The 22,163-nt window shown below is 71.7% G+C and carries 18 protein-coding genes; 8 read left to right on the plus strand and 10 right to left on the minus strand.

The features are described 5' to 3' along the window. Window positions 1–78 precede the first annotated feature (78 nt). Complete coding sequence (locus LZF96_RS10335) at window positions 79–1,236, plus strand: acyl-CoA dehydrogenase family protein (protein WP_233869176.1); 1,158 nt, start codon at window positions 79–81, stop codon at window positions 1,234–1,236. Between the two features lie 122 nt (window positions 1,237–1,358). Further along, window positions 1,359–2,249 (plus strand): acyl-CoA thioesterase II, encoded by an 891-nt coding sequence (tesB, locus tag LZF96_RS10340; RefSeq protein ID WP_233869179.1) that lies wholly within the window; start codon window positions 1,359–1,361, stop codon window positions 2,247–2,249. Window positions 2,250–2,373: 124 nt separating this feature from the next. Here tesB and LZF96_RS10345 read toward each other — a convergent pair whose 3' ends face one another. Further along, the gene (locus tag LZF96_RS10345; protein WP_233869402.1) at window positions 2,374–3,198 is read right to left on the minus strand and encodes a phosphatase; all 825 of its coding nucleotides are present in this window, start codon (window positions 3,196–3,198) and stop codon (window positions 2,374–2,376) included. A gap of 145 nt (window positions 3,199–3,343) precedes the next feature. Between LZF96_RS10345 and speB the strand changes: the two genes are divergently transcribed. After that, on the plus strand, window positions 3,344–4,387 hold the full coding sequence (speB, locus tag LZF96_RS10350) for an agmatinase (protein WP_233869183.1): 1,044 nt from the start codon (window positions 3,344–3,346) through the stop codon (window positions 4,385–4,387). Between the two features lie 37 nt (window positions 4,388–4,424). On the opposite strand, the gene map is transcribed toward speB, so the two are convergent. Further along, window positions 4,425–5,192: a type I methionyl aminopeptidase gene (map, locus tag LZF96_RS10355; protein WP_233869185.1), complete on the minus strand. Its 768-nt coding sequence runs from the start codon at window positions 5,190–5,192 to the stop codon at window positions 4,425–4,427. Between the two features lie 114 nt (window positions 5,193–5,306). Here map and LZF96_RS10360 point away from each other — a divergent pair, with 114 nt between their 5' ends. Together LZF96_RS10360 and LZF96_RS10365 are read left to right on the plus strand one after the other, a co-directional pair. Then, window positions 5,307–5,609 (plus strand): helix-turn-helix domain-containing protein, encoded by a 303-nt coding sequence (locus tag LZF96_RS10360; protein ID WP_233869189.1) that lies wholly within the window; start codon window positions 5,307–5,309, stop codon window positions 5,607–5,609. A 147-nt stretch (window positions 5,610–5,756) separates the two neighbouring features. Further along, the gene (locus tag LZF96_RS10365; RefSeq protein WP_233869192.1) at window positions 5,757–6,839 is read left to right on the plus strand and encodes a DUF2332 domain-containing protein; all 1,083 of its coding nucleotides are present in this window, start codon (window positions 5,757–5,759) and stop codon (window positions 6,837–6,839) included. A 59-nt stretch (window positions 6,840–6,898) separates the two neighbouring features. On the opposite strand, the gene erm is transcribed toward LZF96_RS10365, so the two are convergent. Next, on the minus strand, window positions 6,899–7,711 hold the full coding sequence (gene erm, locus LZF96_RS10370; protein ID WP_233869195.1) for an ErmE/ErmH/ErmO/ErmR family 23S rRNA (adenine(2058)-N(6))-methyltransferase: 813 nt from the start codon (window positions 7,709–7,711) through the stop codon (window positions 6,899–6,901). Window positions 7,712–8,680: 969 nt separating this feature from the next. Between erm and LZF96_RS10375 the strand changes: the two genes are divergently transcribed. Beyond that, entirely contained in the window at window positions 8,681–12,490 is a 3,810-nt protein-coding gene (locus LZF96_RS10375) for an ABC transporter ATP-binding protein (RefSeq protein ID WP_233869405.1), read from the plus strand. A 199-nt stretch (window positions 12,491–12,689) separates the two neighbouring features. On the opposite strand, the gene LZF96_RS10380 is transcribed toward LZF96_RS10375, so the two are convergent. The 6 genes from LZF96_RS10380 to LZF96_RS10405 form a co-directional block, all read right to left on the minus strand. Next, window positions 12,690–13,298 (minus strand): response regulator transcription factor, encoded by a 609-nt coding sequence (locus LZF96_RS10380; protein WP_233869198.1) that lies wholly within the window; start codon window positions 13,296–13,298, stop codon window positions 12,690–12,692. 150 nt (window positions 13,299–13,448) lie between these two features. After that, window positions 13,449–14,729 carry an activator-dependent family glycosyltransferase gene (locus LZF96_RS10385; protein WP_233869201.1) on the minus strand — a complete coding sequence of 427 codons (1,281 nt, stop codon included), beginning with the start codon at window positions 14,727–14,729 and terminating at the stop codon, window positions 13,449–13,451. A gap of 84 nt (window positions 14,730–14,813) precedes the next feature. Continuing rightward, a complete protein-coding gene (gene rfbB / locus LZF96_RS10390; protein ID WP_233869204.1) occupies window positions 14,814–15,776 on the minus strand; it encodes a dTDP-glucose 4,6-dehydratase in 963 nt (320 codons plus the stop codon). After that, on the minus strand, window positions 15,773–16,840 hold the full coding sequence (locus tag LZF96_RS10395) for a glucose-1-phosphate thymidylyltransferase (protein ID WP_233869207.1): 1,068 nt from the start codon (window positions 16,838–16,840) through the stop codon (window positions 15,773–15,775). Before LZF96_RS10395 ends, rfbB begins: the two co-directional genes overlap by 4 nt. Before the next feature lie 64 nt (window positions 16,841–16,904). Next, window positions 16,905–17,645 (minus strand): bifunctional 2-polyprenyl-6-hydroxyphenol methylase/3-demethylubiquinol 3-O-methyltransferase UbiG, encoded by a 741-nt coding sequence (locus tag LZF96_RS10400; protein ID WP_233869210.1) that lies wholly within the window; start codon window positions 17,643–17,645, stop codon window positions 16,905–16,907. Window positions 17,646–17,650: 5 nt separating this feature from the next. After that, window positions 17,651–18,805: an aminotransferase class I/II-fold pyridoxal phosphate-dependent enzyme gene (locus LZF96_RS10405; RefSeq protein WP_233869213.1), complete on the minus strand. Its 1,155-nt coding sequence runs from the start codon at window positions 18,803–18,805 to the stop codon at window positions 17,651–17,653. Between the two features lie 180 nt (window positions 18,806–18,985). Between LZF96_RS10405 and LZF96_RS10410 the strand changes: the two genes are divergently transcribed. After that, window positions 18,986–20,437, plus strand: a complete 1,452-nt coding sequence (locus tag LZF96_RS10410) for an NDP-hexose 2,3-dehydratase family protein (RefSeq protein WP_233869216.1) — start codon at window positions 18,986–18,988, stop codon at window positions 20,435–20,437. A gap of 73 nt (window positions 20,438–20,510) precedes the next feature. Then, the gene (locus LZF96_RS10415) at window positions 20,511–21,482 is read left to right on the plus strand and encodes an aldo/keto reductase (RefSeq protein ID WP_233869219.1); all 972 of its coding nucleotides are present in this window, start codon (window positions 20,511–20,513) and stop codon (window positions 21,480–21,482) included. 37 nt (window positions 21,483–21,519) lie between these two features. Here LZF96_RS10415 and LZF96_RS10420 read toward each other — a convergent pair whose 3' ends face one another. Beyond that, on the minus strand, window positions 21,520–22,158 hold the full coding sequence (locus tag LZF96_RS10420) for a class I SAM-dependent methyltransferase (protein WP_233869223.1): 639 nt from the start codon (window positions 22,156–22,158) through the stop codon (window positions 21,520–21,522). Window positions 22,159–22,163: the final 5 nt, after the last annotated feature.

The raw sequence follows: 22,163 nt of genomic DNA on the forward strand, positions 1-22,163 counted from the left end.
TGGGGGGACGGCGCTTGGCCCACGACCGGACCCAAGGAGGGCCCGCCCCGGCGGCCGGGCCGAGACCAGGAGGCACCCGTGCGCCGTACGGTGTTCAACGAGGACCACGAGGCGTTCCGCGCCACCATGCGCGACTTCATCGAGACCGAGGTCGTGCCCGCCTACCCCGAGTGGGAGGCGCAGGGGCACGTCCCCCGCGAGTTCTACAAGAAGCTCGGGGAACTGGGCGTCTTCGGCATCGAGGTGCCCGAGGAGTACGGCGGCGCCGGGGAGAAGAGCTTCAAGTTCCAGGCTGTCATCACCGAGGAACTCGCCCGCGCCGGGGTCAGCTTCGGTGGTTCCTCGGTGCACACCGCCCTCTGCCTGCCCTACCTCCTCCAGTACGGCACCGAGGAGCAGAAGCGGCGCTGGCTGCCTCCCTTCACGGCCGGCGAGATGATGACCGCCATCGCCATGACCGAGCCGGGCACCGGCTCCGACCTGGCCGGGATGCAGACCACCGCGAAGCTCTCCGCCGACGGCACCCACTACGTGCTCAACGGCGCCAAGACCTTCATCACCGGTGGCGTCCAGGCCGACCGGGTCCTGGTCTGCGCCCGCACCTCGCCGCCGGACCCGGACGACCGCCGCGCCGGTATCACCATCCTGGTCGTGGACACGAAATCCGAGGGCTACGCGGTGGGCCGCAAGCTGGAGAAGATGGGGCTGCTCGCCTCGGACACCGGCGAACTCTCCTTCACCGACGTGAAGGTGCCGGTGGAGGACCGGCTCGGCGAGGAGGGGAAGGCGTTCTCCTACCTCACCCACAACCTCCCCCGGGAGCGGTTGGGCATCGCCCTGTACGCCTATGCCCAGGCCGCCGCCTCCATCCGCTTCGCCGACGCGTACGTGCGCGAGCGCACCGTCTTCGGCAAGCCGGTGGCCGCCTTCCAGAACACCAAGTTCGTGCTGGCGGACTGTCAGACCGAGGTGCTGGCCATGCAGTCGCTGATCGACCGGGCGCTGGACGCCGACGAGGCGGACGAGCTGACCCCCGCCGACGCCGCCGCGGTCAAGCTCTTCGTCACCGAGCGCGCCGCCGGGGTCATCGACAAGTGCCTCCAGTTGCACGGGGGCTACGGCTACATGCGGGAGTACCCCATCTCGCGGATGTACACCGACACCCGGGTCACCCGTATCTACGGCGGGACCAGCGAGGTCATGCGCTCGATCATCGCCAAGTCGATGGGCCTGTGAACGACCCGGGGGCGGGGCCGTCCACACCGGCGGCCCCCGCCCCCGGGGCCGCCCCCGGGCCCCCGACCGGGAAGCCCGTACCGGGCCGGCCGGTCCCACCCGCATCGGGTAGAACTTGTTCCATGAACGACACCCTCCAGTACCTGCTCGACCTGCTCGATCTCGAGCGGATCGAGCAGGACATCTACCGGGGCGACAGCCACCCCTCGGTGATCCCCCGGGTCTTCGGCGGTCAGGTCGCCGCCCAGGCGCTGGTCGCGGCCTGCCGCACGGTCACCGACGACCGGCTGCCGCACTCCCTGCACTCCTACTTCCTGCGCCCCGGTGACCCCGGCGCCCCGATCGTCTACCAGGTGGACCGCATCCGCGACGGCCGGTCGTTCACCACCCGCAGGGTGGTCGCCGTCCAGCACGGGCAGCCGATCTTCCACCTCTCGGCGTCGTTCCAGGTGCACGAGGAGGGCCTGGAGCACCAGCAGGAGATGCCCGGGGCGCCCGACCCGGAGTCGCTGCCGACCGCCGACGAGCTGCTGCCCCGGTACGCGGACACCTTCATGCACCCCGACGTGGTGCCGCTGCTGCTCGAGGCGCGCCGCGCCATCGACCTGCGCTACGCCGTCGAACCGCCCTACGCCACCGTCGGGGAGCCGCGCGAGCCGCGCTCGCGGGTGTGGTTCCGCACCGACGGCAAGATCCAGGGTGTCCACGACAACCCCGTCGTCCATCTCTGCCTGGCGACCTACGTCTCCGACATGACCCTGCTGGACTCGGTGCTCCTCGCGCACGGGCGCGGCGGCTGGACGGTCGGCGACGTGGTGGGCGCCAGCCTCGACCACGCCATGTGGTTCCACCGTCCGTTCCGCGCCGACGAGTGGCTGCTGTACGACACCGACGCCCCGACCACGCAGAACGGGCGCGGTCTGGCCCGGGGACAGATCTGGACCCGGGACGGCCGGCTCGCGGTCTCGGTCATACAGGAGGGTGTCGTGCGCGTCCCCCGCGACCGTTCCTGACCCGACCGTTCCCGGAAGGTCCCGCCGTACCCCGGCCACGCCGTGTCCCGGCCGGGACCGCCGTCCCGCCACCGGCGTCGGGACGGCCGCCCGGAACTCCGGGGCACATGGCCCGGGGCGGGGCTCACTCCAGGCCGGCCGCCGCCAGCAGGTACGCCGTCATCGGCTCGTAGTACCGCGGATCGGTCACGTGGTCGTCCAGCGGCACGCACACGGCCAGTGTTCCCTCGGCCTCGGCCAGGAACAGCGCCGGGTCGTTGCAGTCCGCGAACCCCACGGTCTCGATGCCGTGCTGTGCCGCGCACCCGGCCCACCCGTGGTCGGCGATCACCAGATCAGGCGTCGGCTCCCCCTCCTGCGGCAGCGCCCGCAGGATCTCCGCCATCGGGGCGGGGGAGTGGGTGTGCCACAGGGACGCCCCCCGCTCGTACATCGCCACCCCCGCCAACTGGGTGACCACACCCTCGTCGGCGGTCAACCCCAGCGGCACCCGCACCAGTTCGCACCCGGCCGCGACCAGGGCGGCGGTCACCCGCGAGTGGGTGTCCAGCAGGCCGCCCGGATGCCCGGTGGCGGAGAGGAACCGGCCGCCGGACTCCGCGGTCCGGCGCAGCACCTCCGCCGTGCGGTCCAGCGCCGCCACGGTGAGCTCGGGGTCGATGGTGTCCTGCCCCTGCCGATGGGCGGGGTCCTCGTCCACGCCGCAGCGCTCCGCCATCACGGCGAGCACGTCCTGCTCGTCGCTCCAGCGGTCGCCCAGTTCCACCCCGAGCCAGTAGTAGCGGTTGCCGTTGGCCAGTTCCCGGTAGTGGGAGAGGTTGTTCTCCCGGGGGGTGGCCACCTCGCCCGCGATCCGGGTGCGCAGCAGATGGTCCAGCAGTTCGGAACGGGAGGGGGCCGAGGGCACCGGCCGAACCGGCGGGCCCGGCGGGACGAGGGCGGCCGACATGGCCGGGGGGACCGAGTTCATGGGCCCATTGTGACCCCGCGATCCGAACGCCCGCGTGAGCGCCTGCCCGGGTGTCCAAAACGTGACCCCGGTTCCGCCGGAAAGGCGGAACCGAATCCCGGTCCCCGCTGCCTACCCTCACCCCATGGAGACCCCACCGAACAGCGTTCCCGGCACCCCGGGAACCCCCCGCACCCCGGAGCCCACGTCCACCGACGCCCCCACCGGGGCGACCGCCCCGCGCGGTCCCGTCGACTCCTCCCGGGTGCCCCGCTACGCCGGTCCCGCCACCTTCGCCCGGTTGCCCCGCCTCGACGAGGTCGGTACCGCCGACGTCGCCGTCGTCGGTGTCCCCTTCGACAGCGGTGTCTCCTACCGTCCCGGCGCCCGCTTCGGCGGCAACGCCATCCGCGAGGCATCCCGTCTGCTGCGCCCCTACAACCCGGCGCAGGACGCCTCGCCCTTCGCCCTCGCGCAGGTCGCCGACGCAGGGGACATCGCCGCCAACCCCTTCCGCATCGAGGAGGCGGTGGAGACCGTCGAGGCCGCCGCCGACGCCCTGATGGCGGACGGAACCCGTCTGATGACCCTGGGCGGTGACCACACCATCGCCCTGCCGCTGCTGCGGGCCGCCGCCCGCCGCCACGGGCCGGTGGCACTGCTGCACTTCGACGCCCACCTCGACACCTGGGATACCTACTTCGGCGCCGCCTACACCCACGGCACCCCCTTCCGGCGCGCGGTCGAGGAGGGAATCCTCGACACCTCCGCCCTCTCCCACGTCGGCATCCGCGGCCCGCTCTACGACCGCCGTGACCTCGACGAGGACGCGCGGATGGGCTTCGGCATCGTCACCTCGGCCGACGTGATGCGCCGGGGCGTGGACGAGGTGGTGCAGCAGTTGCGCGAGCGCATCGGCGACCGTCCGCTGTACGTGTCGATCGACATCGACGTGTTGGACCCCGCCCACGCGCCGGGCACCGGTACCCCCGAGGCGGGTGGGCTGACCTCCCGTGAACTGCTGGAGATCCTGCGCGGCCTGGCCGGGTTGCGGCTGATCTCGGCCGATCTGGTCGAGGTGGCGCCGGCGTACGACCACGCGGAGATGACGGCCGTCGCCGCCTCGCACACCGCCTACGAGTTGACCACCCTGATGGCCCGGCGGATCGCCGCCGAACGGGGGGACTGAGCGGGACCGGTGTTCGGGTGGTCGACACCCCGGGTGCTCAGGGGAGGGTGAGCACCCGGGGGCCGGCGTCGGTGATCGCCACGGTGTGCTCGCTGTGGGTGGCGCGACTGCCGTCGGTGGTGCGCAGGGTCCAACCGTCCGGGTCGTGTCGGTAGTCGTCGCGCCCGCCGGCGAGCAGCATCGGTTCGATGGCCAGGACCATGCCGTGGCGCAGTCGCATCCCCCGTCCGGGGCGTCCCTCGTTGGGCACGTCCGGGTCCTCGTGCATCCGCCGGCCGATGCCGTGACCGCCGAAACCGTCGGGGATGCCGTAACCGGCGGCCCGCCCCTCCCGCCCGATGGCGTGGGCGATGTCGCCGATCCGGGCCCCCGGCACCGCCGCCGCGATGCCCGCGGCCAGGCACCGTTCACCGGCCGCCACCAGGCGGAGATCCTCCGGCCGGCCGGGGCCGACGGTGAAGCTGATCGCCGAGTCCCCGGTCCAGCCGTCCAGCACGGCGCCGCAGTCCACGCTCACCAGATCCCCCTTCCGCAACGGGCTCCGGCCGGGGATCCCGTGCACGATCGCGTCGTTCACCGACACGCAGATCACCGCCGGGAACGGGGTCGGGGCGAAGGACGGGCGGTAGTGCAGGAAGGCGGGCTTCGCCCCCGCCTCCTCGATGACCCCCCGCGCCAACTCGTCCAACTCCACCGGGCGGACGCCCGGTACCGCCGCCGCGCGCACGGCCGCCAGTGCCCGGGCCACCACCCGTCCCGCCTCCCGCATCGCGTCCATCGCCGCGTCCGACTTGATCTCCACCATCGCGTTCTCCTTCCGTCCCCCGACATCGGGGCACGACGCGTCCGGCCCTCCCCGGGGGAACGACCTGGCCAATTCTTATACCGGTATAAGTATCACGCACGCTAGGATCGTGTCATGGTGCGCAATCCCCTGACCCCCCTGGAGCGCGAGCGCGGCCGGCACCTCGGTCGGCTGCTGCGCGAGGCACGCGGCAACCGCCCCATGCCGGAGATCGCCGCGGCGGCCGGCATCTCCGCCGAGACGCTCCGCAAGATCGAGACCGGCCGGGCGCCCACCCCCGCCTTCGCCACCATCGCGGCCCTCGCCACCGTTCTCGACCTCTCCCTGGACGTGCTGGCAGCCTCCGTGGCCGCCGTCGCCGAACCCACCGACGTCGGACCCTCCGTCACCCGGGTCGCCGTCGACCGCGCGGCCTGACCGACCGGCCCGTCGCCCGATCCGGCCATGTCTGGGGGGAGCGGAGGAGGGGAATGACGACGGGACCAGGGCTCGGGTCGGGAGCCCCGGCTCCGCCGTGACCCGGTGGCGCCGTCCCGACCCCGCGACGACGACGAACGGGGCACCATGACCACCGGAACACCCGGGACGAACGGCCCACGCGACCCGAACGCCACCGACGGGACGCGGGCGGAGGACGCGGCGCGACCGGAGGACGCCGCCGCGCACGCCTCCCGCTGGTACCGGGACTTCGCCGAGCACGAGGCGCCCGGCAACTCCCCGCTCTACGGCGCCCTCGCCGCCGGCGTCGCCGACGACCCGGAGCTGATCGACCGGCTGGCTACCATGCCCCGTATCAAACGGCAGCCCAACATCCTCTTCGGCGCGGTCCGCTTCCTCGACGGACCCATCGACACCTGGCCCGCCTTCCGCGAGTGGACCCTCGCCCACTGGGACCGTGTCGCCGCCGTGATGACCGAGCGCCGCACCCAGACCAACGAGGTCGGCCGCTGCGCCGCGCTGCTCCCCGTCCTCGCCGCGCTCCCGCAACCCCTGGCGCTCATCGAGGTCGGCGCCTCCGCCGGCCTGTGCCTGCAACCCGACCGCTACCGGTACCGCTACCGGGACGCCGACGGCGAACTCCCGCCGATCGGCCCCGTCGAGAGCCCCGTGGTGCTGGACTGCGGGCTCTCCGGGCCGGTCCCGGTGCCGAAGGAACCCCCGGCCGTCGCCTGGCGCGCCGGCATCGACCTCAACCCGCTGAACCCGGCCGACCCGGACGACGCCCGCTGGCTCACCTCCCTGGTCTGGCCCGGCGAATGGCAGCGCCCCCGCGCCGAACGGCTCGCGGCCGCCCTGCGCGTGGCCGCCGCCGACCCGCCCCCGGTGCTGCGCGGCGACCTCAACGAGACCGTCGCCGGGCTGATCGACCGGGTCCCGCTGGGCACCACCCCCGTCGTCTTCCACAGCGCGGTGCTGATGTACCTCGACCGCGCGGGACGCGACGCCTTCGCCCGTACCGTGCTCGACTCGCCCGCGCACTGGTTGTGCAACGAGTCCCCGGGCGTCTACCCGGATCACGCCGAGGGTGTGCCGCCCGTTCCGGAGGGCATCGCGGGGGAGACGCGCTCCCCCTTCCTGCTCGCCCTCGACGGCCGGCCGATCGCCTGGACCGCTCCCCACGGTCAGTTCGCGCACTGGCTCGGTTAGCGCGACCCGCCGGGTGCCGGGCGGGGGCGACCCCGCGCCCGGCACCGTGCCGGGACCGCTCACCGCGGCCCGGCCACCCCGGGCTCCAGCGTCCGGAAGAGGACGAGCCACCGATCCGGGGAGACCAACCCCACCGGCGCGTCGAACGGCACCCCGGCCGCCCGGCACGCTTCCCGCACCGCTCGTCGGCCGTACCGCCGGGCGAGGGAGGCGGTCAGCGAGCCGCCGACCCCGGCGAAGCCCGCTTCCACCATCCCGCGCCACGCGGGCAGGGCCCCGACCGGTACCAGCGGAACCGTCCGGCGCTCGATCCGCAGCACCGCCGAGTCCACGCGCGGCACCGGCGTGAACCGGTGCCGCGACACCCGCCCGCCGAGCGACCAGGAGTGCTCCGGCCAACCGCGCACCGTCATCAGCGTCCACCGACCGCCCGCCCCGGCCCGTTTGCGGGCGTACTCCTCCTGGACCAGCAGCGTCGCCGAGCGCAGCGTCCGGGCGGCCAGGCACCACCGCACGATGTCGGTGGTGCGGGAGTAGGGGATGTTGCCCACCACCGCGAACGGTTCGCGCGGCGGGCGGGCGCGCAGGAAGTCCCCGCGCACCGGACGCGCGTTCGGCAGGTCCCGCAGCCGGTGCGGCAGCCGGGCGGCGAGGGCGGGATCGATCTCCCAGCTCCGCACCCGACCGGCCCGGCGGGCCAACTCCCGGGTCAGTGTGCCCTCACCCGCGCCGGGCTCCCACACCAGCGCGTCGGGGTCGAGCCGGGCGGCGCGCACGATCATGCGCAGCGCGGCGGGGTCGTGCAGGAAGTTCTGCGACAGGGTCGCTCGTCTGTGATCACGGAATCGGGCGCGGTGTCGATCGCGGGCCATGGCGTGTCCTCGTGGGAAGGGAGGACGGGCGGGGACGGCACCGCGCGCACGGGCGCGCCGGAGCGCGCCGAGGGGGCCGGCCGCCCGTCCCCGGGAAACGGGGGACGGCGGACGGCCCGGGCCACGACGGAACGGACGGTCACGGCGGAACGCCGGAGCGGACGGGACTGCCTCCTCCGAGAGATCCCCCACCGGACCCGTCACGGCGCCCCGGCGCGTTCCGCGACGCGCGGACACCGGGGAACGGGGTGGTACCGGGAGAGGGAGGAGGGAAGAGGACGCCGGAGCGATACCCCGGTCACCGTCCCGACCGGACGCGCCCCCGACGCGGTGGGATCACGGCGTCAGGGGATCATCCGGGGATCACGACGGGGACGGGTCACTTCGGGGGACAACGGTCGGCTCGGACGACGCCGGACCGGATCGGGCGGACCCGGGCCGGGCGCCGGCCGCGCGGACGCGCGACGAGCAGGGGGCCCCGTGTCGCGCGCCGCGCGGAGGCGCGGGCAACAGAGCCCTCGATGATCGCCGCGAAACATCCCACGGCACGGACCGTAGTCGGCCGGGCCCCGTGACGCATCCCGTTTACCGAGGCGCCCACCGGCATCCGCCACCCCGCATCCCGATCACGCCCCCGGGATGAAATGACGGGTCCGGGACGTTGTGCGCTTCGGAGCAATCGGCGGCGACGGCGAGACGACCACCACGGCGAAACGACCCAACGGAGGATCCGGCGTGACGGCAGGCGGGCACGAGGAACGGGAACGCACCACCGGGCACACCCCGGACCCCGCCGGCGGGGCGGCCACGGCACCGCCGGGCGCCCCCGCCGGCACCGGCGCGCCCGGCGCCGACCCGGTCGGCGGCGCCGACCCGGTCGGCGGCCCCGATCCCGGCGGCCCCGATCCCGGGGGCCCCGTCCCCGTACCCGACGACGGGCCCGTCGATCCCGATCCCGCCCCCGGCTGGATCCGTCGGCTGGCCGGCTACTGCTGGGTCCACCGGCGCAACGTGTTGATCTCGCTGATCTCCTCGCTGGTAGGCATGGGCGTGATGGCCCTCATGCCGCTGATCATCAAGGTGATCATCGACGATGTGATCGTCGGCGACGGCCCCGGCCTCGCCGGCTGGATCGGTCTGCTGCTCGCCGCCGCCGGCGTCGTCTACGTCCTGACCTTCCTGCGCCGCTACTACGGCGGCCGGCTCGGACTGGACGTCCAGCACGACCTGCGCACCGCCATGTTCGGCTCGATCATGCGCCTGGACGGGCGCCGGCAGGACGAGCTGAGCACCGGCCAGGTCGTCGGCCGCGCCACCAGTGACCTCCAGCTCATCCAGGGCCTGCTGTTCATGCTGCCGATGACCATCGGGAACCTCATGCTGTTCCTGGTCTCGCTGATCGTCATGGTCGCCCTGTCCCCGGTGCTGACCCTGGTCGCCCTCGCCGTGGCGCCCGCGCTGTGGTGGATCGCCCGCCGCAGCCGACTGCGACTGTTCCCCGCCACCTGGTGGGCCCAGGGCCGTGCCGGTGAGGTCGCCGGTGTCGTGGACGGCGCGGTCGGCGGCGTCCGCGTGGTCAAGGGCTTCGGCCAGGAGGAGCAGGAGGCCCGCAAGCTGCGCGAGGCGAGCCACCGGCTGTTCGCCGGGCGGATGCGCACCGTCCGACTCAACGCCCGCTACACCCCCGCCCTCCAGGTCGTGCCCTCCCTCGGTCAGGTCGCGATGCTCGCCCTCGGCGGCTGGCTCGCGGTGCGCGGCGACATCACCCTGGGCACCTTCGTCGCCTTCTCCACCTACCTGGCGATGCTGGTCGGCCCGGTGCGGATGCTGACCGTCATCCTCACCATGGGCCAGCAGGCCCGCGCCGGCGTGGAGCGCGTGCTGGAGCTGATCGACGCCCGGCCCGAGATCGCCGAGCGCCCCGACGCCCGCCCGCTGCCGGCCGACGCCCCCGCCTCCGTCGAACTGGACGCCGTCACCTTCGGCTACCGCGCCGAGGGCTCCGAGCGCCCCGGCCCGCCCGCCCTGCGCGAGCTGACCCTGCGGGTGGAGCCGGGGGAGACCCTGGCGGTGGTCGGCACCTCCGGCAGCGGCAAGTCCACCATCGCCCAACTCCTCCCGCGCTTCTACGACCCGGACACCGGCACCATCCGCCTCGGCGGCCACGACCTGCGCGAGCTGACGATCGACTCGCTGCGCGACGCCATCGGCCTGGTCCCGGAGAACCCCTTCCTGTTCTCCGACACCCTGCGCGCCAATGTCGCCCACGCCCGCCCCGACGCGACCGACGCCGACCTGCGCGCCGCCGCCCGGGTCGCCCGCGCCGACGGCTTCATCCGCGCCCTGCCCGACGGCTGGGACACCGTCGTCGGAGAACAGGGGCTGACCCTCTCCGGCGGCCAGCGGCAGCGCATCGCGCTCGCCCGCGCCGTGCTCTCCGACCCCCGGCTGCTGATCCTGGACGACGCCACCTCGGCCGTGGACGCCCGCGTCGAGCACGAGATCCACGAGGCGCTGAACGAGGTGATGGCCGGGCGCACCACCCTCCTCATCGCCCACCGCCGCTCCACCCTGCTGCTCGCCGACCGCGTCGCCGTCCTGGACGCCGGACGGCTGGTGGATGTCGGCACCCGCGAGGAGCTGGAGGAGCGCTGCCCGCTGTACCGGTCGCTGATCGCCGACCCCGAGCGTCTCGCCGGCACCGAGCGGGACCCCGCCGCCCTCCTCGCGCGGGCGGCCGGGGGGATCGCGGACGCCGCCGACCGCGACGCCGGGCACGCCCCCGTCGGCGGCGTCACCCCCGAACTGTGGCGCCGCCCCGACGACCACCCCGACGCCGGCACCCGGGAGGGCGAGAGGCCCGCCCCGTCACCCGGCGCCGCCGTGCCCCCACCCGGCTCCCCCGGGGGCTTCGCCGCCGCCATGGCCGGGGCCCCCGCCTCCCCCGAACTGCTGGAGCGGGTCGCCGCCCTGCCCCCGGCCGACGACCTCCCCGACATCGACGAGAAGCGGGCCGCCCGACCGGAGGACTCCTACGGACTGCGCCGCCTGCTGAGCGGCCTGGGCCGACCGCTGATGTTCGCGCTGCTGCTGGTGATCGCCGACGCGGGAGCCGCGCTGCTGCTGCCGATCCTCATCCGGCACGGCATCGACGAGGGCGTCACCCGGGGCGCCCTGGACGCCGTGCTGGTCGCCGCCGCGATCGCGCTGGGGGTGGTGCTCGCCCAGTGGCTCGTGCAGTACGGCGGCCTGCGGGCCGTCGGCCGCACCGGCGAACGCGCCCTGTACGCGCTGCGCACCAAGATCTTCGCGCACCTCCAGCGGCTCGGCCTGGACTACTACGAGCGCGAGCTGACCGGCCGCGTGATGACCCGGATGACCACCGACGTCGACGCCCTGACCACCTTCCTGCAGACCGGGCTGGTGCAGGCGCTGGTGTCGATCATGACCTTCCTCGGCATCCTGGGTGCCCTCGTCGTCATCGATCCGCAGCTCGCCCTGGTGGTCCTCGCGACCCTCGTCCCGCTGGTCATCGGCACCGTCTTCTTCCGCCGGGCCAGCGTGAAGGCGTATGAGTTGGCCCGCGAACGCGTCGCCGGCGTCAACGCCGACCTGCAGGAGAACGTCTCCGGCCTGCGCCTGGTGCAGGCATCCCGCCGCGAGGCCGCCGCCGAGGCCCGGTTCGCCGAGCGCTCCGACGGCTACCGCCGCGCCCGGGTCCGGGGCCAGTGGCTCATCTCGATCTACTTCCCCTTCGTGCAACTGCTCGCCACGGCGGCCACCGCCGGGGTGCTGATCCTCGGCTCCGGCCGGGTCGCCGCCGGAACCCTGACGGCGGGCGCCCTGGTGGCGTACCTGCTGTACATCGAGTTGTTCTTCGCGCCGGTGCAGCAGCTCTCCCAGGTCTTCGACGGCTACCAGCAGGCCACCGTCTCGCTGGGCCGCATCCAGGAGCTGCTGCGGGAACCGACCTCCACCCCGCCCCCCGCCCGGCCGCTGCCGGTGGAGCGGGTGGAGGGGGAGATCCGCTTCGAGAAGGTCGGTTTCCGCTACGGCACCGCCTCCTCGAACGCCCCGGACGCGCTGATCGACGTGGACCTCACCATCCCGGCCGGACAGACCGTCGCCTTCGTCGGCGAGACCGGCGCCGGGAAGTCCACCCTGGTCAAGCTGGTGGCCCGGTTCTACGACCCGACCTCGGGGGCCGTGCTGGTCGACGGGCGGGACATCCGCGAACTGGACCCGACCGGTTACCGCAGCCGGCTGGGCGTCGTACCTCAGGAGTCCTACCTGTTCGCCGGCACGGTCCGCGACGCCATCGCCTACGGACGACCCGGCGCCACGGACGCCGAGGTGGAGGCGGCGGCCCGGGCGGTCGGCGCGCACGACATGATCGCCGGGCTGCCCGGCGGCTACCTGCACCCGATCGCCGAACGGGGCCGCAACCTCTCCGCCGGTCAGCGGCAGCTCATCGCGCTGGCCCGCGCGGAGCTGGTCGATCCGAGGATCCTGCTGTTGGACGAGGCCACGGCCGCCCTCGACCTGGCCACGGAGTCGCTGGTCAACGAGGCCACCGACCGGCTCGCCGGGCGGCGCACCACCCTGGTCGTCGCCCACCGCCTCACCACGGCGGCCAGGGCGGACCGGGTGGTGCTCCTGGACGACGGACGGGTCGTGGAGGACGGTACCCACGCCGAACTGCTGAGCGCCGGCGGCCGGTACACCGAACTGTGGCGCAGCTACACCGGCGAACCGGTCGGCGTGACCCCCACCCCCTGAGGTGGTGGATCCCGGGCCGGGGGAGGGACCCCGGCCCGGGAAGGGGTGGAGGGCGGGGGTCATCGCCGTTCCGGATTTCCCGGCATGTCCCGGGGAGAACCCGTGACCCGGTGTCCCCCGCCCCGCCCCACCCGCCGGACCCCGTGCCCCGGTTTCCCGTACGACGCGTCATCGGGGCCACGCGGAAGCGGAACGCCGCTCAGAGCCAGCCGCGTTCCGCCGCGATGCGGGCGGCGTCGAAGCGATTGCGCCCCTCCAACTTCTTGATCGCCGCGGAGCTGAGGTTCCGCACGGTGCCCGCGGCGAGATACATCTCCCGGGCGATCTCCTTGATCGACGCCCCGGTCGCCGTGAGCCGCAGGATCTGCGTCTCCCGGTCGCTGAGAGGTCGGGGGACACGGGGTGGGGAATCGCCCAGTGCCCCGGGTGGGATGACCAGGTTGCCGGCCGCCACGCCCCGGAGGGTGGTGATCAGGCAGGAGAGCTCCGCCTGTTTGGAGACGATGCCGAGCACACCGGCGTTCACCGCCCGGGTCACCAGGGGGCGGCTCGGTTCGGCCGCGAGCAGCACGATGCCGCAGGACGGCACACGTGCCCGGAGATCCTGGACCAGATCCAGGCCGGGGTCCCCGAGCGCGCCCGATCCCAGCACCATGATGTCGGGTTTCGCCTCCACGGCCGTGGTGAGGATCTTCTCGTTCTCGCAGGCGATGTCGACGACCCGGAAGTCGAGGACCAGAGCCAGTGTCTCGGCGAGTACTTCCAGGATCAGTCGATGATCGCCGGCCAGCATGACTCGTATGCTCATGTCACCCCCGTGTGCGTCCCCTGCGGTTCTCACCGGAATCACCCCCCGTCGGATGACATCCGGCACGCGGCTCCGGCGATTCCCCGACGGTCGGGGCCACTCCGGCCGCCGGCACGGACATCGGGCGATGGGGTCTCTTCGTGGACGAGGTCATCGGGGTCTCCGATTTTCCGTCGCCCCCCGGCCGTGCCGGGAGACGAAGTCCTCCAGCGTCGGTACGACGGCGTTGGGACAGGGCACCGAGTTCACGTCCCGTCGCACCCGCGCGGCGGCCTCGCCGAAGGACGGGTCCTCCAGCAGGCGTTCGAGGTCCTTGCGCAGGCGCTCCGGTGTCAGTTCTTCGGTCGTGAGCATCAGGGCGGCTCCCCGATCCGCCAACCGCCGGGCGAACTCCTCCTCGTCCCAGAGCCAGTTGGGGACGATGAGTTGTGGGATGCCGAGCGCCATGGCGTTGCCCCGGGTCATGCCGCCGCCGTGATGGACCACGGCCGAACAACTGGGGAGCAGGGCGTTGAGGGGCACGAAGTCCACGGCCCGGACGTTCGGCGGCACCCGGACCTCGGCGAGTTGTTCGGCATCGAGGGTGGCGACCACCTCCACCTCCATGTCGGCGACGGCGTCGAGCAGGTCGGTGAGGGACATCCGACCGTCGAGCATGCCGCGCAGGGAGATGCCGAGAGTCAGGCAGACCCGGGGGCGGGTGGGCGGGTGCCGCAGCCAGTTGGGGATGACGGCCGGACCGTTGTAGGGGATGTGGCGCAGCGGGAGCGTGGGCAGGTTCACGGGGTAGCGCATCCACGGTGGCATCGGGTCGATGGTGAGCTGCCCGGTGACCGTCTCCTCGTCGAATCCGGTGCCGTAGGGGGCGAGCTTGCCCGACAGCCAGTGGCGCAGGGGGTCGGGGAGCCGGGGCCCGGTGGGGTCCGCCGCCTGCCGGTGGAAGATCTCCCGGATCCTGCCCCAGTGGTCCAGGCCGAAGAGGATACGGGCGTGGGCGGCGCCCACCGCCTGTGCGGCGACGGGGCCGGAGTAGGTCATGGCGTCCCAGACCACGAGGTCGGGTTGCCAGCTCCGGGCGAAGTCGACCAGGTCGTCCGTCATGACGCGGTCGGCCATGACCTCGTAGAAGGAGGCGCTGGTACGGAGCAGGTCGTGGACGTACTCCGGGGTCAGCCTCTCGGGCCGGGTCTCGTTGATCATGGCGGTGCCACCGTTGAGCATCGCCGAGCGGGGTGTTCGCCGGGCGAGCCGCTGGATGTGCAGGGGTTTGCCCACCGGCACGGCGGTCAGACCGCTGCGGGAGATCGAGGCGGCGAGTTCGGGTTGGCTCGCGACGACGACCTCGTGCCCGGCGGTGCGCAGGGCCGAGGCGAGGGGAACGAGGTTGTGGAGGTGTGACTCCTTGGCCAGCGTGGTGAAGAGGGCGCGCATCATTGTCCTCCCGGGCGGTGGCCCATGGGGCGGTGAGCGGGTGGGGGCGGTAACCGGAAGCGGACGCGGACGGGACGAGAGGGTTCAGATCCGTGGCTTCCACCAGGAGGGGTTGTCCCGGTACCAGGCGACGGTCTCGACGAGGGCGGTGCGGAGGTCGCGGACGGGGCGGTAGCCGAGCTCCCGGCGGGCCCGCGACCAGTCGAGCGAGTAGCGCCGATCGTGTCCCTTGCGGTCCTCGACATACTCCACGCGACTCCAGTCCGTGTCGCAGGCGGCCAACAACAGGGCGGTGAGCCGACGGTTGGTCAACTCTTCCCCCCCGCCCAAGTGGTAGACACGTCCGGGTGCGCCGTGGTTCCGGACGGCCTCCACGCCCGCGCAGTGGTCGTCCACGTGCAGCCATTCGCGCACGTGCAGGCCGTCGCCGTACAGCGGCACGGTGCGCCCCTCCAGCAGGCGGGTGATGAAACGCGGAACGACCTTCTCGGGGTGTTGCCGCGGCCCGTAGTTGTTGGCACAGCGCGTCACGCGCACGTCCAGTCCGTGGGTTCGGTGGTAGGCGAGTGCCAGCAGATCGCCGGAGGCCTTGGAGGCGGAGTAGGGCGAGCGGGGAGCCAGCGGGTGGTCCTCCGACCAGGAGCCCTCCGTTATGGAGCCGTACACCTCATCGGTGGAGACGTGGATGAAGCGATCGGTGCCGTGGCGCAACGCGGCGTCGAGGAGCACCTGTGTACCCAGGACGTTGGTGCGGACGAAGGGCGCGGCTCCCGTGATCGAACGGTCGACGTGGGATTCGGCGGCGAAGTGCACCACCTGGTCGGCCCCCGCCATCAGCGAGTCGACCAGTGGTTCATCGAGGATGTCCCCCTTCACGAAGGACAGCCGTGGGTCCCCGAGGTCGAGGTTGTCGAGCCCGGCGGCGTAGGTGAGGCGGTCGAGGACGGTGATCCGCACGTCCCGGGCCGGGTCGGCGAGGAGGTTGCGGACGTAGGTGGAGCCGATGAACCCCGCCGCACCCGTGACGAGGAGGCGCGGTCCGGTCATGAGCTGATCCGGAAGGTGCTGTGGTCGCCGAGGACCAACCGGTGGGCATGAGGCGTGCGGGGACCGGCGACGCCGTGAACGTGCCGCCCGATGAGGGAGCGTTCGATGCGGCGCAGGCCGATGATGGAGGAATCACGCAACATGATGGAGAATTCCAGTTCGCTGTTCTCGATGCGACAGAGTTCGGAAACGGCGGTGAACGGCCCGATATAGGAGTCCGTGACGGTGGTTCCGGCCCCGATGAGGGCGGGGCCGACGACGCGGGAGCCGATGACCCTGGCACCGGGTTCGATCACGACCCGCCCGATGATCTGGGAGTTCTCGTCGACCTCGCCGTCGACGCGGCGCTCGAGACCCTCCAGGATCGTTCGGTTGACCTCCAACAGGTCGTCGACGTTGCCGGTGTCCTTCCAGTAGCCGTCGATGACATCGGAGCGGACATCGGCCCCGGAGTCGATGAGGTATTGGATGGAGTCGGTGATCTCGAGTTCGCCGCGCCAGGAGGGCTCGACGGCACGTACGGCCTCGTGGACTGCGGAGGAGAAGAGGTAGACACCCACCAGGGCCAGGTCGCTCCGGGGGTGCTCGGGTTTCTCCTCCAGGCCGATCACCGCGCCCCGCTCGTCGAGGACGGCCACCCCGAACCGACCCGGGTCGGGGACCCGGGTGAGCAGGATGTGGGCGGCCGGGCGGGAACGCCGGAATTCCTCGACCACCCCGGTGATGCCGCCGATGATGAAGTTGTCGCCGAGGTACATCACGAAGTCCTCGTCCCCCAGGTACTCCCGGGAGATCAGCACGGCGTGGGCGAGCCCCAGCGGCTCCCGTTGGCGGATGTAGGTCACCTTGAGGCCGAAGCGGGAGCCGTCGCCGACCGCCTCCCGCACCTCGTCCTCGGTGTGACCGACGACGATGCCCACCTCGGTGATGCCGGCCTCGGCGATCGATTCCAAGCCGTAGAAGAGCACCGGCTTGTTGGCCACGGGCACCAACTGTTTGGCGGAGGTGTGCGTGATGGGGCGCAGGCGGGTGCCCGATCCGCCCGACAGAACGAGTGCTTTCACTTCTTCTCCCCCCGAAGTGATGGTGAGGTCCGTGGGACGGTCCCGGGTGCGTGGCGCGAGGAGGTCAGTCCTCCCCGCCCCCGTCCCCGTCCGTGTCACGCCGCACGCCGACGAGGACGCCTCGGTCCCCGTAGTCCCGCGGCAGGTACTCCACCGCGCAACCGGCGGAGGCGAAGGCCGCCTCGTATTCGGCGAGTGAGAACAGACACAGTTCCTGGTGATCGATGAAGTGGCGCACCTCCCCGTCGTCGGTGGCCACGAGGTAGTGCATGTCCACCCGGCTGCGGCCCTCGCGCGTGGTCCACCGTCCCATGCGGGAGATGGCGAAGCCGTTTCCGTCGAACGACGCCCGGGCCAGCTCGCCCCCGTTCCAGTTCTCCCGGAGGATCCAGGGCTCGACGATCAGGACGCCGCCGGGAACCAGGTGGTCGACCATGCGCCCGATGGCGGCCCGGAGTTCTCCGGTGCCCGCGACGTAACCGATCGCGCTGTACAGGCAGATGACGACGTCGTGAAGCGTCCCCAGGGCCAGGGAGCGCATGTCGCCGACGGTCAACGGAACGTCCGGACCCAACTTGTCCCGGGCCGCGCGCACCATGGGAACGGAGAGGTCCACCCCCGCCACCTCGAAATCCCCGCGCAGCCGCAGCAGGTGTTCCCCGGTGCCGCACCCCACGTCCAGCAGCCGCGAGGCCCCCGGCCGACGGTCGCGGACCAGTTCGCGGAGGGTACGGGCCTCCCGGGCGTAGTCCCTGTGGGCGCGGTACACCAGGTCGTAGATCCCGGCGAAATCCTCCTGGTACACCGGACTCACCCGCCCCCGTCGGTGGGGACGAGTTCCCGGATGAGGGCGCAGACGGCCTTGACGTCCGTTTCGGACACGGCGGTGCCGGTGGGCAGCGCGAGGACCCGCTCGGAGAGCGCCTCGGCGCGCGGTAGGGGCAACGGCGCGTGGCGTGCCGGATCACCGAGGTAGGGCTCCACCCGGTGGCAGGCGGGGGCGAAGTAGCGGCGCGAGAGCACGTTGCGGCTCGTCAGGGCGGCGTGCAACTCGTCCCGATGGATGCCGGCCCGGGCGGCGTCGACCTCGATGACCAGGTACTGGTGGTTGGAGCGTTCCCCGGGGGCCTGCTGTCGGACCGAGACCCCGGGGATCCCGGCGAGACCCTGCCGGTAACGCAGGTGGTGCTCCCGATTGGTGACCATGAGGTCCTCCATGACCTCCAGTGACGTCAGACCCATGGCGGCGACACCCTCGTTCATCTTCGCGTTGGTGCCCCCGGAGCCGACCGTGCCGTCGGGGCCGATGCCGAAATTCCGCATGGCGCGTGCCCGCTCGGCGAGTTCGGGATCGTCGGTGACGATCGCGCCGCCCTCGAAGCTGTTGACGAACTTGGTGGCGTGGAAGCTGAACACCTCGGCCGCGCCGAAGCCACCGACGGGCCGGCCGCGGTACGTGCAGCCCAGGGCGTGCGCGGCGTCGAAGAGCAGCGTGATCCCGTGCCGGCGGGCCAGCTCCTCCAGGTCGTCCACCGGGCAGGGGCGGCCGAAGACGTGCACGCCGAGGATGCCCCGGGTGCGCGGGCCGATCAGTCGCTCCGCGTGTGCCGGGTCGATGTTGCCGGTCTCCTCGTCGGCGTCGCAGAACACGGGAACCACGCCGATCCACTCCAGGGCCTGCGGGGTGGCCACCCAGGTGAAGGCGGGGACGATGACCTCGTCGCCCCCCTTGATGCCGGAGGCCCGGGCCGCGATCTGAATACCGGTCGTCGCATTGCAGACCGCCACACAGTGTCGTGTGGCCGCGATCCCCGTCAGCTCATTCTCGAATTCGCGGACGAGGGGACCGTCCGTCAGGTACAAGCGGTCGAGCGCGCCGTTGAGACGTTCCATCAGGCGATCACGGCTGCCGAGGTTCGGCCGCCCGACGTGGAGCGGATGGGGGAGCGTGTGTCTGTCGTCCACACCACGATCATAAGGCCGGTGACTCCCCATCACACAAGCCTTGTCATGTGCAACCCCGCATGTTCTCATTTGGTGTTGCGTCGGATGGATGCCGCGTCGGCCTCCCGGCGACCGGTGACGCGGCGGCCGGAAACGGTTAGGGTCGGGCCATTCTGCTCGGACGACTCCCGGGAGTTTTCCATGTCCCAGCTCCTGCCCTCTCGGTTGTCGCGTGTAGCCGACGACCGACCGATCGCTCCGCGCATTGCGGAGTCGGCCTCGGTCGTGAACGATGGGGCGCTCGTCCCGCTTGACGAATTTCATCGTCGTTACGCGGAACGGAAAGCTCGCGGTGCGCGGGTGAAGAGAATCCCCCTGGATTCCCTCGACGGGTGGCGCACCGATTCCGAAACCGGGGACCTGGTTCACGAGAGTGGTGCGTTCTTCCGCGTGCAGGGATTGTCGGTGCTGGTGGAGGGGGCGCCGGTTCCGGCCTGGTCACAGCCCATCATAAATCAGTCGGAGATCGGAATCCTGGGGCTTCTGGTCAAGGATTTCAACGGTGTTCTGCACTGTCTGGTTCAGATGAAGGCGGAGCCGGGTAACAGCAACGGCCTGCAAATCTCCCCGACGGTTCAGGCCACTCGGAGCAATTACACCCGGGTGCACGGTGGGCGCCCCGTCCCCTACCTTTCGTATTTCCGTGAAACCGGTCCGTATCGGGTCGTGGCGGATGTCCTGCAGTCGGAGCAGGGGGCCTGGTTCTACCAGAAGCGCAATCGCAACATGGTGGTTGAGACCACTGGTGACGTGCCGCTTGTCGACGGCTTCGCCTGGCTGACCATCGGGCAGCTTCATGCGCTTCTGAACTGCGACGATCTGCTGAACATGGACATCCGTACCGTGCTGTCCTGCCTGCCGTTCACCGATCCGGCGGACCCTCGGGGAGTCTCCCCCGCCGCCGGCTCCGGGACTCGTGCGCCGGCGGCGGTCGGCGGGGGGAACGCCCTGCACTCCACCGGTGACATTCTCAGTTGGATCACCGAATCACGGACCGGGCACCGGGTCGATGCCACGCTCATGCCGTTGCGCGCCGTGGAGAAATGGCGACGGGACGAGTACTCGATCGCGCACGAGAGCGGACGGTTCTTTCGCGTGATGGCGGTCCGGGTTCTCGATGCAGGGGAGCGGGAGGTCCGCCAGTGGTCACAACCGATGATAGAGCCCTGCGGGCTCGGGATCGTGGCCTTCCTCGTCAAGGAGATAAATGGCGTTCCGCACGTCCTGGTCCACTCCGGTGTCGAACCGGGTTATCTCGACGTGGTCGAACTCGGCCCCACCGTGATGTGCACGCCGGAGAATTACGCGGACCTTCCCCCCGAGGCGCTTCCTCGATATCTCGAGCATGTACTGGAGGCGTCGGGCGAAGATATTCTCTTCGAGGCAACCCTCTCCGAGGAGGGTGGCCGATTCCACCATGCCAGGAACCGATACCTCATCATTCGGACGGATATCGATCACGATTCGCACGGTGACCCCGATTACCGCTGGATGACGCTCTCGCAGCTCTCGGGGCTGTTGCTCCACAGTCATTATGTCAACGTGCAGGCGCGCAGTCTCATCGCATGCCTGCGCAGCCTGGTCGGGGCCTGATCGGGAAAATCGAACCGGGAACATCGCGACCCGGACCCGTGGCATCGGTTGAAACATCGGGAGGAGAATGGTCATGCGTTACGTGAATCTTGGGCGCACCGCCCTGCGGGTCAGTCCGATTTGTCTCGGAACGCTCAACCTCGGCGTGCGGACGACCCGGGAAGAGGGCCTGGCACTCATGGATCGCGCGCTGGAGGAGGGGGTGAATTTCTTCGACACCGCCAACCATTACGGATGGCAGGTTCACAAGGGATTCACCGAGGAACTCATCGGGGAGTGGTTCGCCCGGGGAGGCGGGAGGCGCGAGCGCGTGGTCCTGGGCACGAAGGTGTTCCACCCCATGACGGACCTGCCCAACGACGGGGGCCTGTCGGCCCGGCACATCATCGCCTCCTGCGAGGCCTCCCTGCGTCGACTGCGCACCGATTGCATCGACCTCTTCCAGATGCACCACATCGACCGCACCGCCCCGTGGCAGGAGGTGTGGCAGGCCATGGAAACCCTCGTCCGACAGGGCAAGATCCGCTACGTCGGCTCCTCCAACTTCGCCGGTTGGCACCTGGCGGCGGCCCAGGGGGAGGCCGGGCGTCGGAACTTCCTCGGCATCGTCTCCGAACAGTGCGTCTACAACCTCGTCACCCGCCACGCCGAGATGGAGCTGATCCCCGCCGCCCGCGCCCACGGCATCGGCGTCCTGGCCTGGTCGCCGTTGCACGGCGGCCTGCTCGGCGGCGCGTTGGCCAAGCTCCGTCGGGGTACCGCGGTCAAGTCCGCCCAGGGCCGGGCGCAGGTGGCCCTGGAGCACCACACGGACACCATCGCCTCGTACGAGAAGTTCTGCGCGGAACTCGGCAGGGAGCCCGCCGACGTGGCGCATTCCTGGTTGCTCTCCCGTCCCGGCGTCACCGCCGCCGTGATCGGTCCGCGCACGACCGACCATCTGACCCGGGCGCTCACCGCCCTCGACGACCCGCTCGACGCGGAGGTGTCGACACACCTGGACGAGCTGTTCCCCCCACCGGCCGCCACCCCCTGGACCGACTGAACCGGGGGACGCGGTGAGCGGGACGACGACGTTCCGCTCACCGCCGGGTCATGACGGCCAGCCAGGCCCGGGCCACGCCGGGCTCGAACGCCACCTCCAGTTCGACCGGTCGCAACACCTCGATGCGCCATCCCCTCGCGAAAGCGGTGCGGATCTCCTGCTCCGACACCCGGCGCGGTCCCCGGGTCCCCGGTTGCCGGTCGCTGAAGCACATCAGCACGTAGCGCCCCCCCGGGACCGTCACCGCCGACACGCCCTCCACCAGCGCCGGGCGGTCCTCGTCCGGGAAACAGTGGAAAAGACCGACGTCCAGGACCGTGTCGAACCGTTCCCCCCACTCCTTCAGGCGCAGCACGTCCCGCACCAGGAAACGGGCCTCGAGGCCGCGTCGCGCCGCCTTCTCCCGGGCCAGTTCGATGCCACTGGGAGCCGCGTCCACCCCGGTGGTCTCCAGCCCCCGCTCCGCGAGCATCAGGGCGTTGTCACCGCTGCCGCAGCCGATGTCCAGCACCCGTCCGCGGAACACGCCCCGGCGGGCGAGCTCCACCAGCGCCCGCTGCGGTCTGTCGATCTCCCACCCGGCGCCGGGCTTGCCCGCGTAGTGCTCCTCGAAGATCTCCACGCCGCTGCCGCGCGGCAGGTCATGGTGGGTGCCCACCCCCTGCGTCTCGCTCAATTGCC

Source organism: Streptomyces sp. ST2-7A (assembly GCF_021390475.1).
Lineage (GTDB): Bacteria > Actinomycetota > Actinomycetes > Streptomycetales > Streptomycetaceae > Streptomyces.

Bases quoted from the DNA above. Each gene is read 5' to 3' on its own strand.
- LZF96_RS10415 (WP_233869219.1), top strand. From the start codon at position 20,511: ATGCGTTACGTGAATCTTGGGCGCACCGCCCTGCGGGTCAGTCCGATT.
- tesB (WP_233869179.1), top strand. From the start codon at position 1,359: ATGAACGACACCCTCCAGTACCTGCTCGACCTGCTCGATCTCGAGCGG.
- map (WP_233869185.1), bottom strand. From the start codon at position 5,192: ATGGTGGAGATCAAGTCGGACGCGGCGATGGACGCGATGCGGGAGGCG.
- LZF96_RS10410 (WP_233869216.1), top strand. From the start codon at position 18,986: ATGTCCCAGCTCCTGCCCTCTCGGTTGTCGCGTGTAGCCGACGACCGA.
- LZF96_RS10365 (WP_233869192.1), top strand. From the start codon at position 5,757: ATGACCACCGGAACACCCGGGACGAACGGCCCACGCGACCCGAACGCC.
- erm (WP_233869195.1), bottom strand. From the start codon at position 7,711: ATGGCCCGCGATCGACACCGCGCCCGATTCCGTGATCACAGACGAGCG.
- rfbB (WP_233869204.1), bottom strand. From the start codon at position 15,776: ATGACCGGACCGCGCCTCCTCGTCACGGGTGCGGCGGGGTTCATCGGC.
- speB (WP_233869183.1), top strand. From the start codon at position 3,344: ATGGAGACCCCACCGAACAGCGTTCCCGGCACCCCGGGAACCCCCCGC.
- LZF96_RS10360 (WP_233869189.1), top strand. From the start codon at position 5,307: ATGGTGCGCAATCCCCTGACCCCCCTGGAGCGCGAGCGCGGCCGGCAC.
- LZF96_RS10385 (WP_233869201.1), bottom strand. From the start codon at position 14,729: ATGCGCGCCCTCTTCACCACGCTGGCCAAGGAGTCACACCTCCACAAC.
- LZF96_RS10345 (WP_233869402.1), bottom strand. From the start codon at position 3,198: ATGTCGGCCGCCCTCGTCCCGCCGGGCCCGCCGGTTCGGCCGGTGCCC.
- LZF96_RS10380 (WP_233869198.1), bottom strand. From the start codon at position 13,298: ATGAGCATACGAGTCATGCTGGCCGGCGATCATCGACTGATCCTGGAA.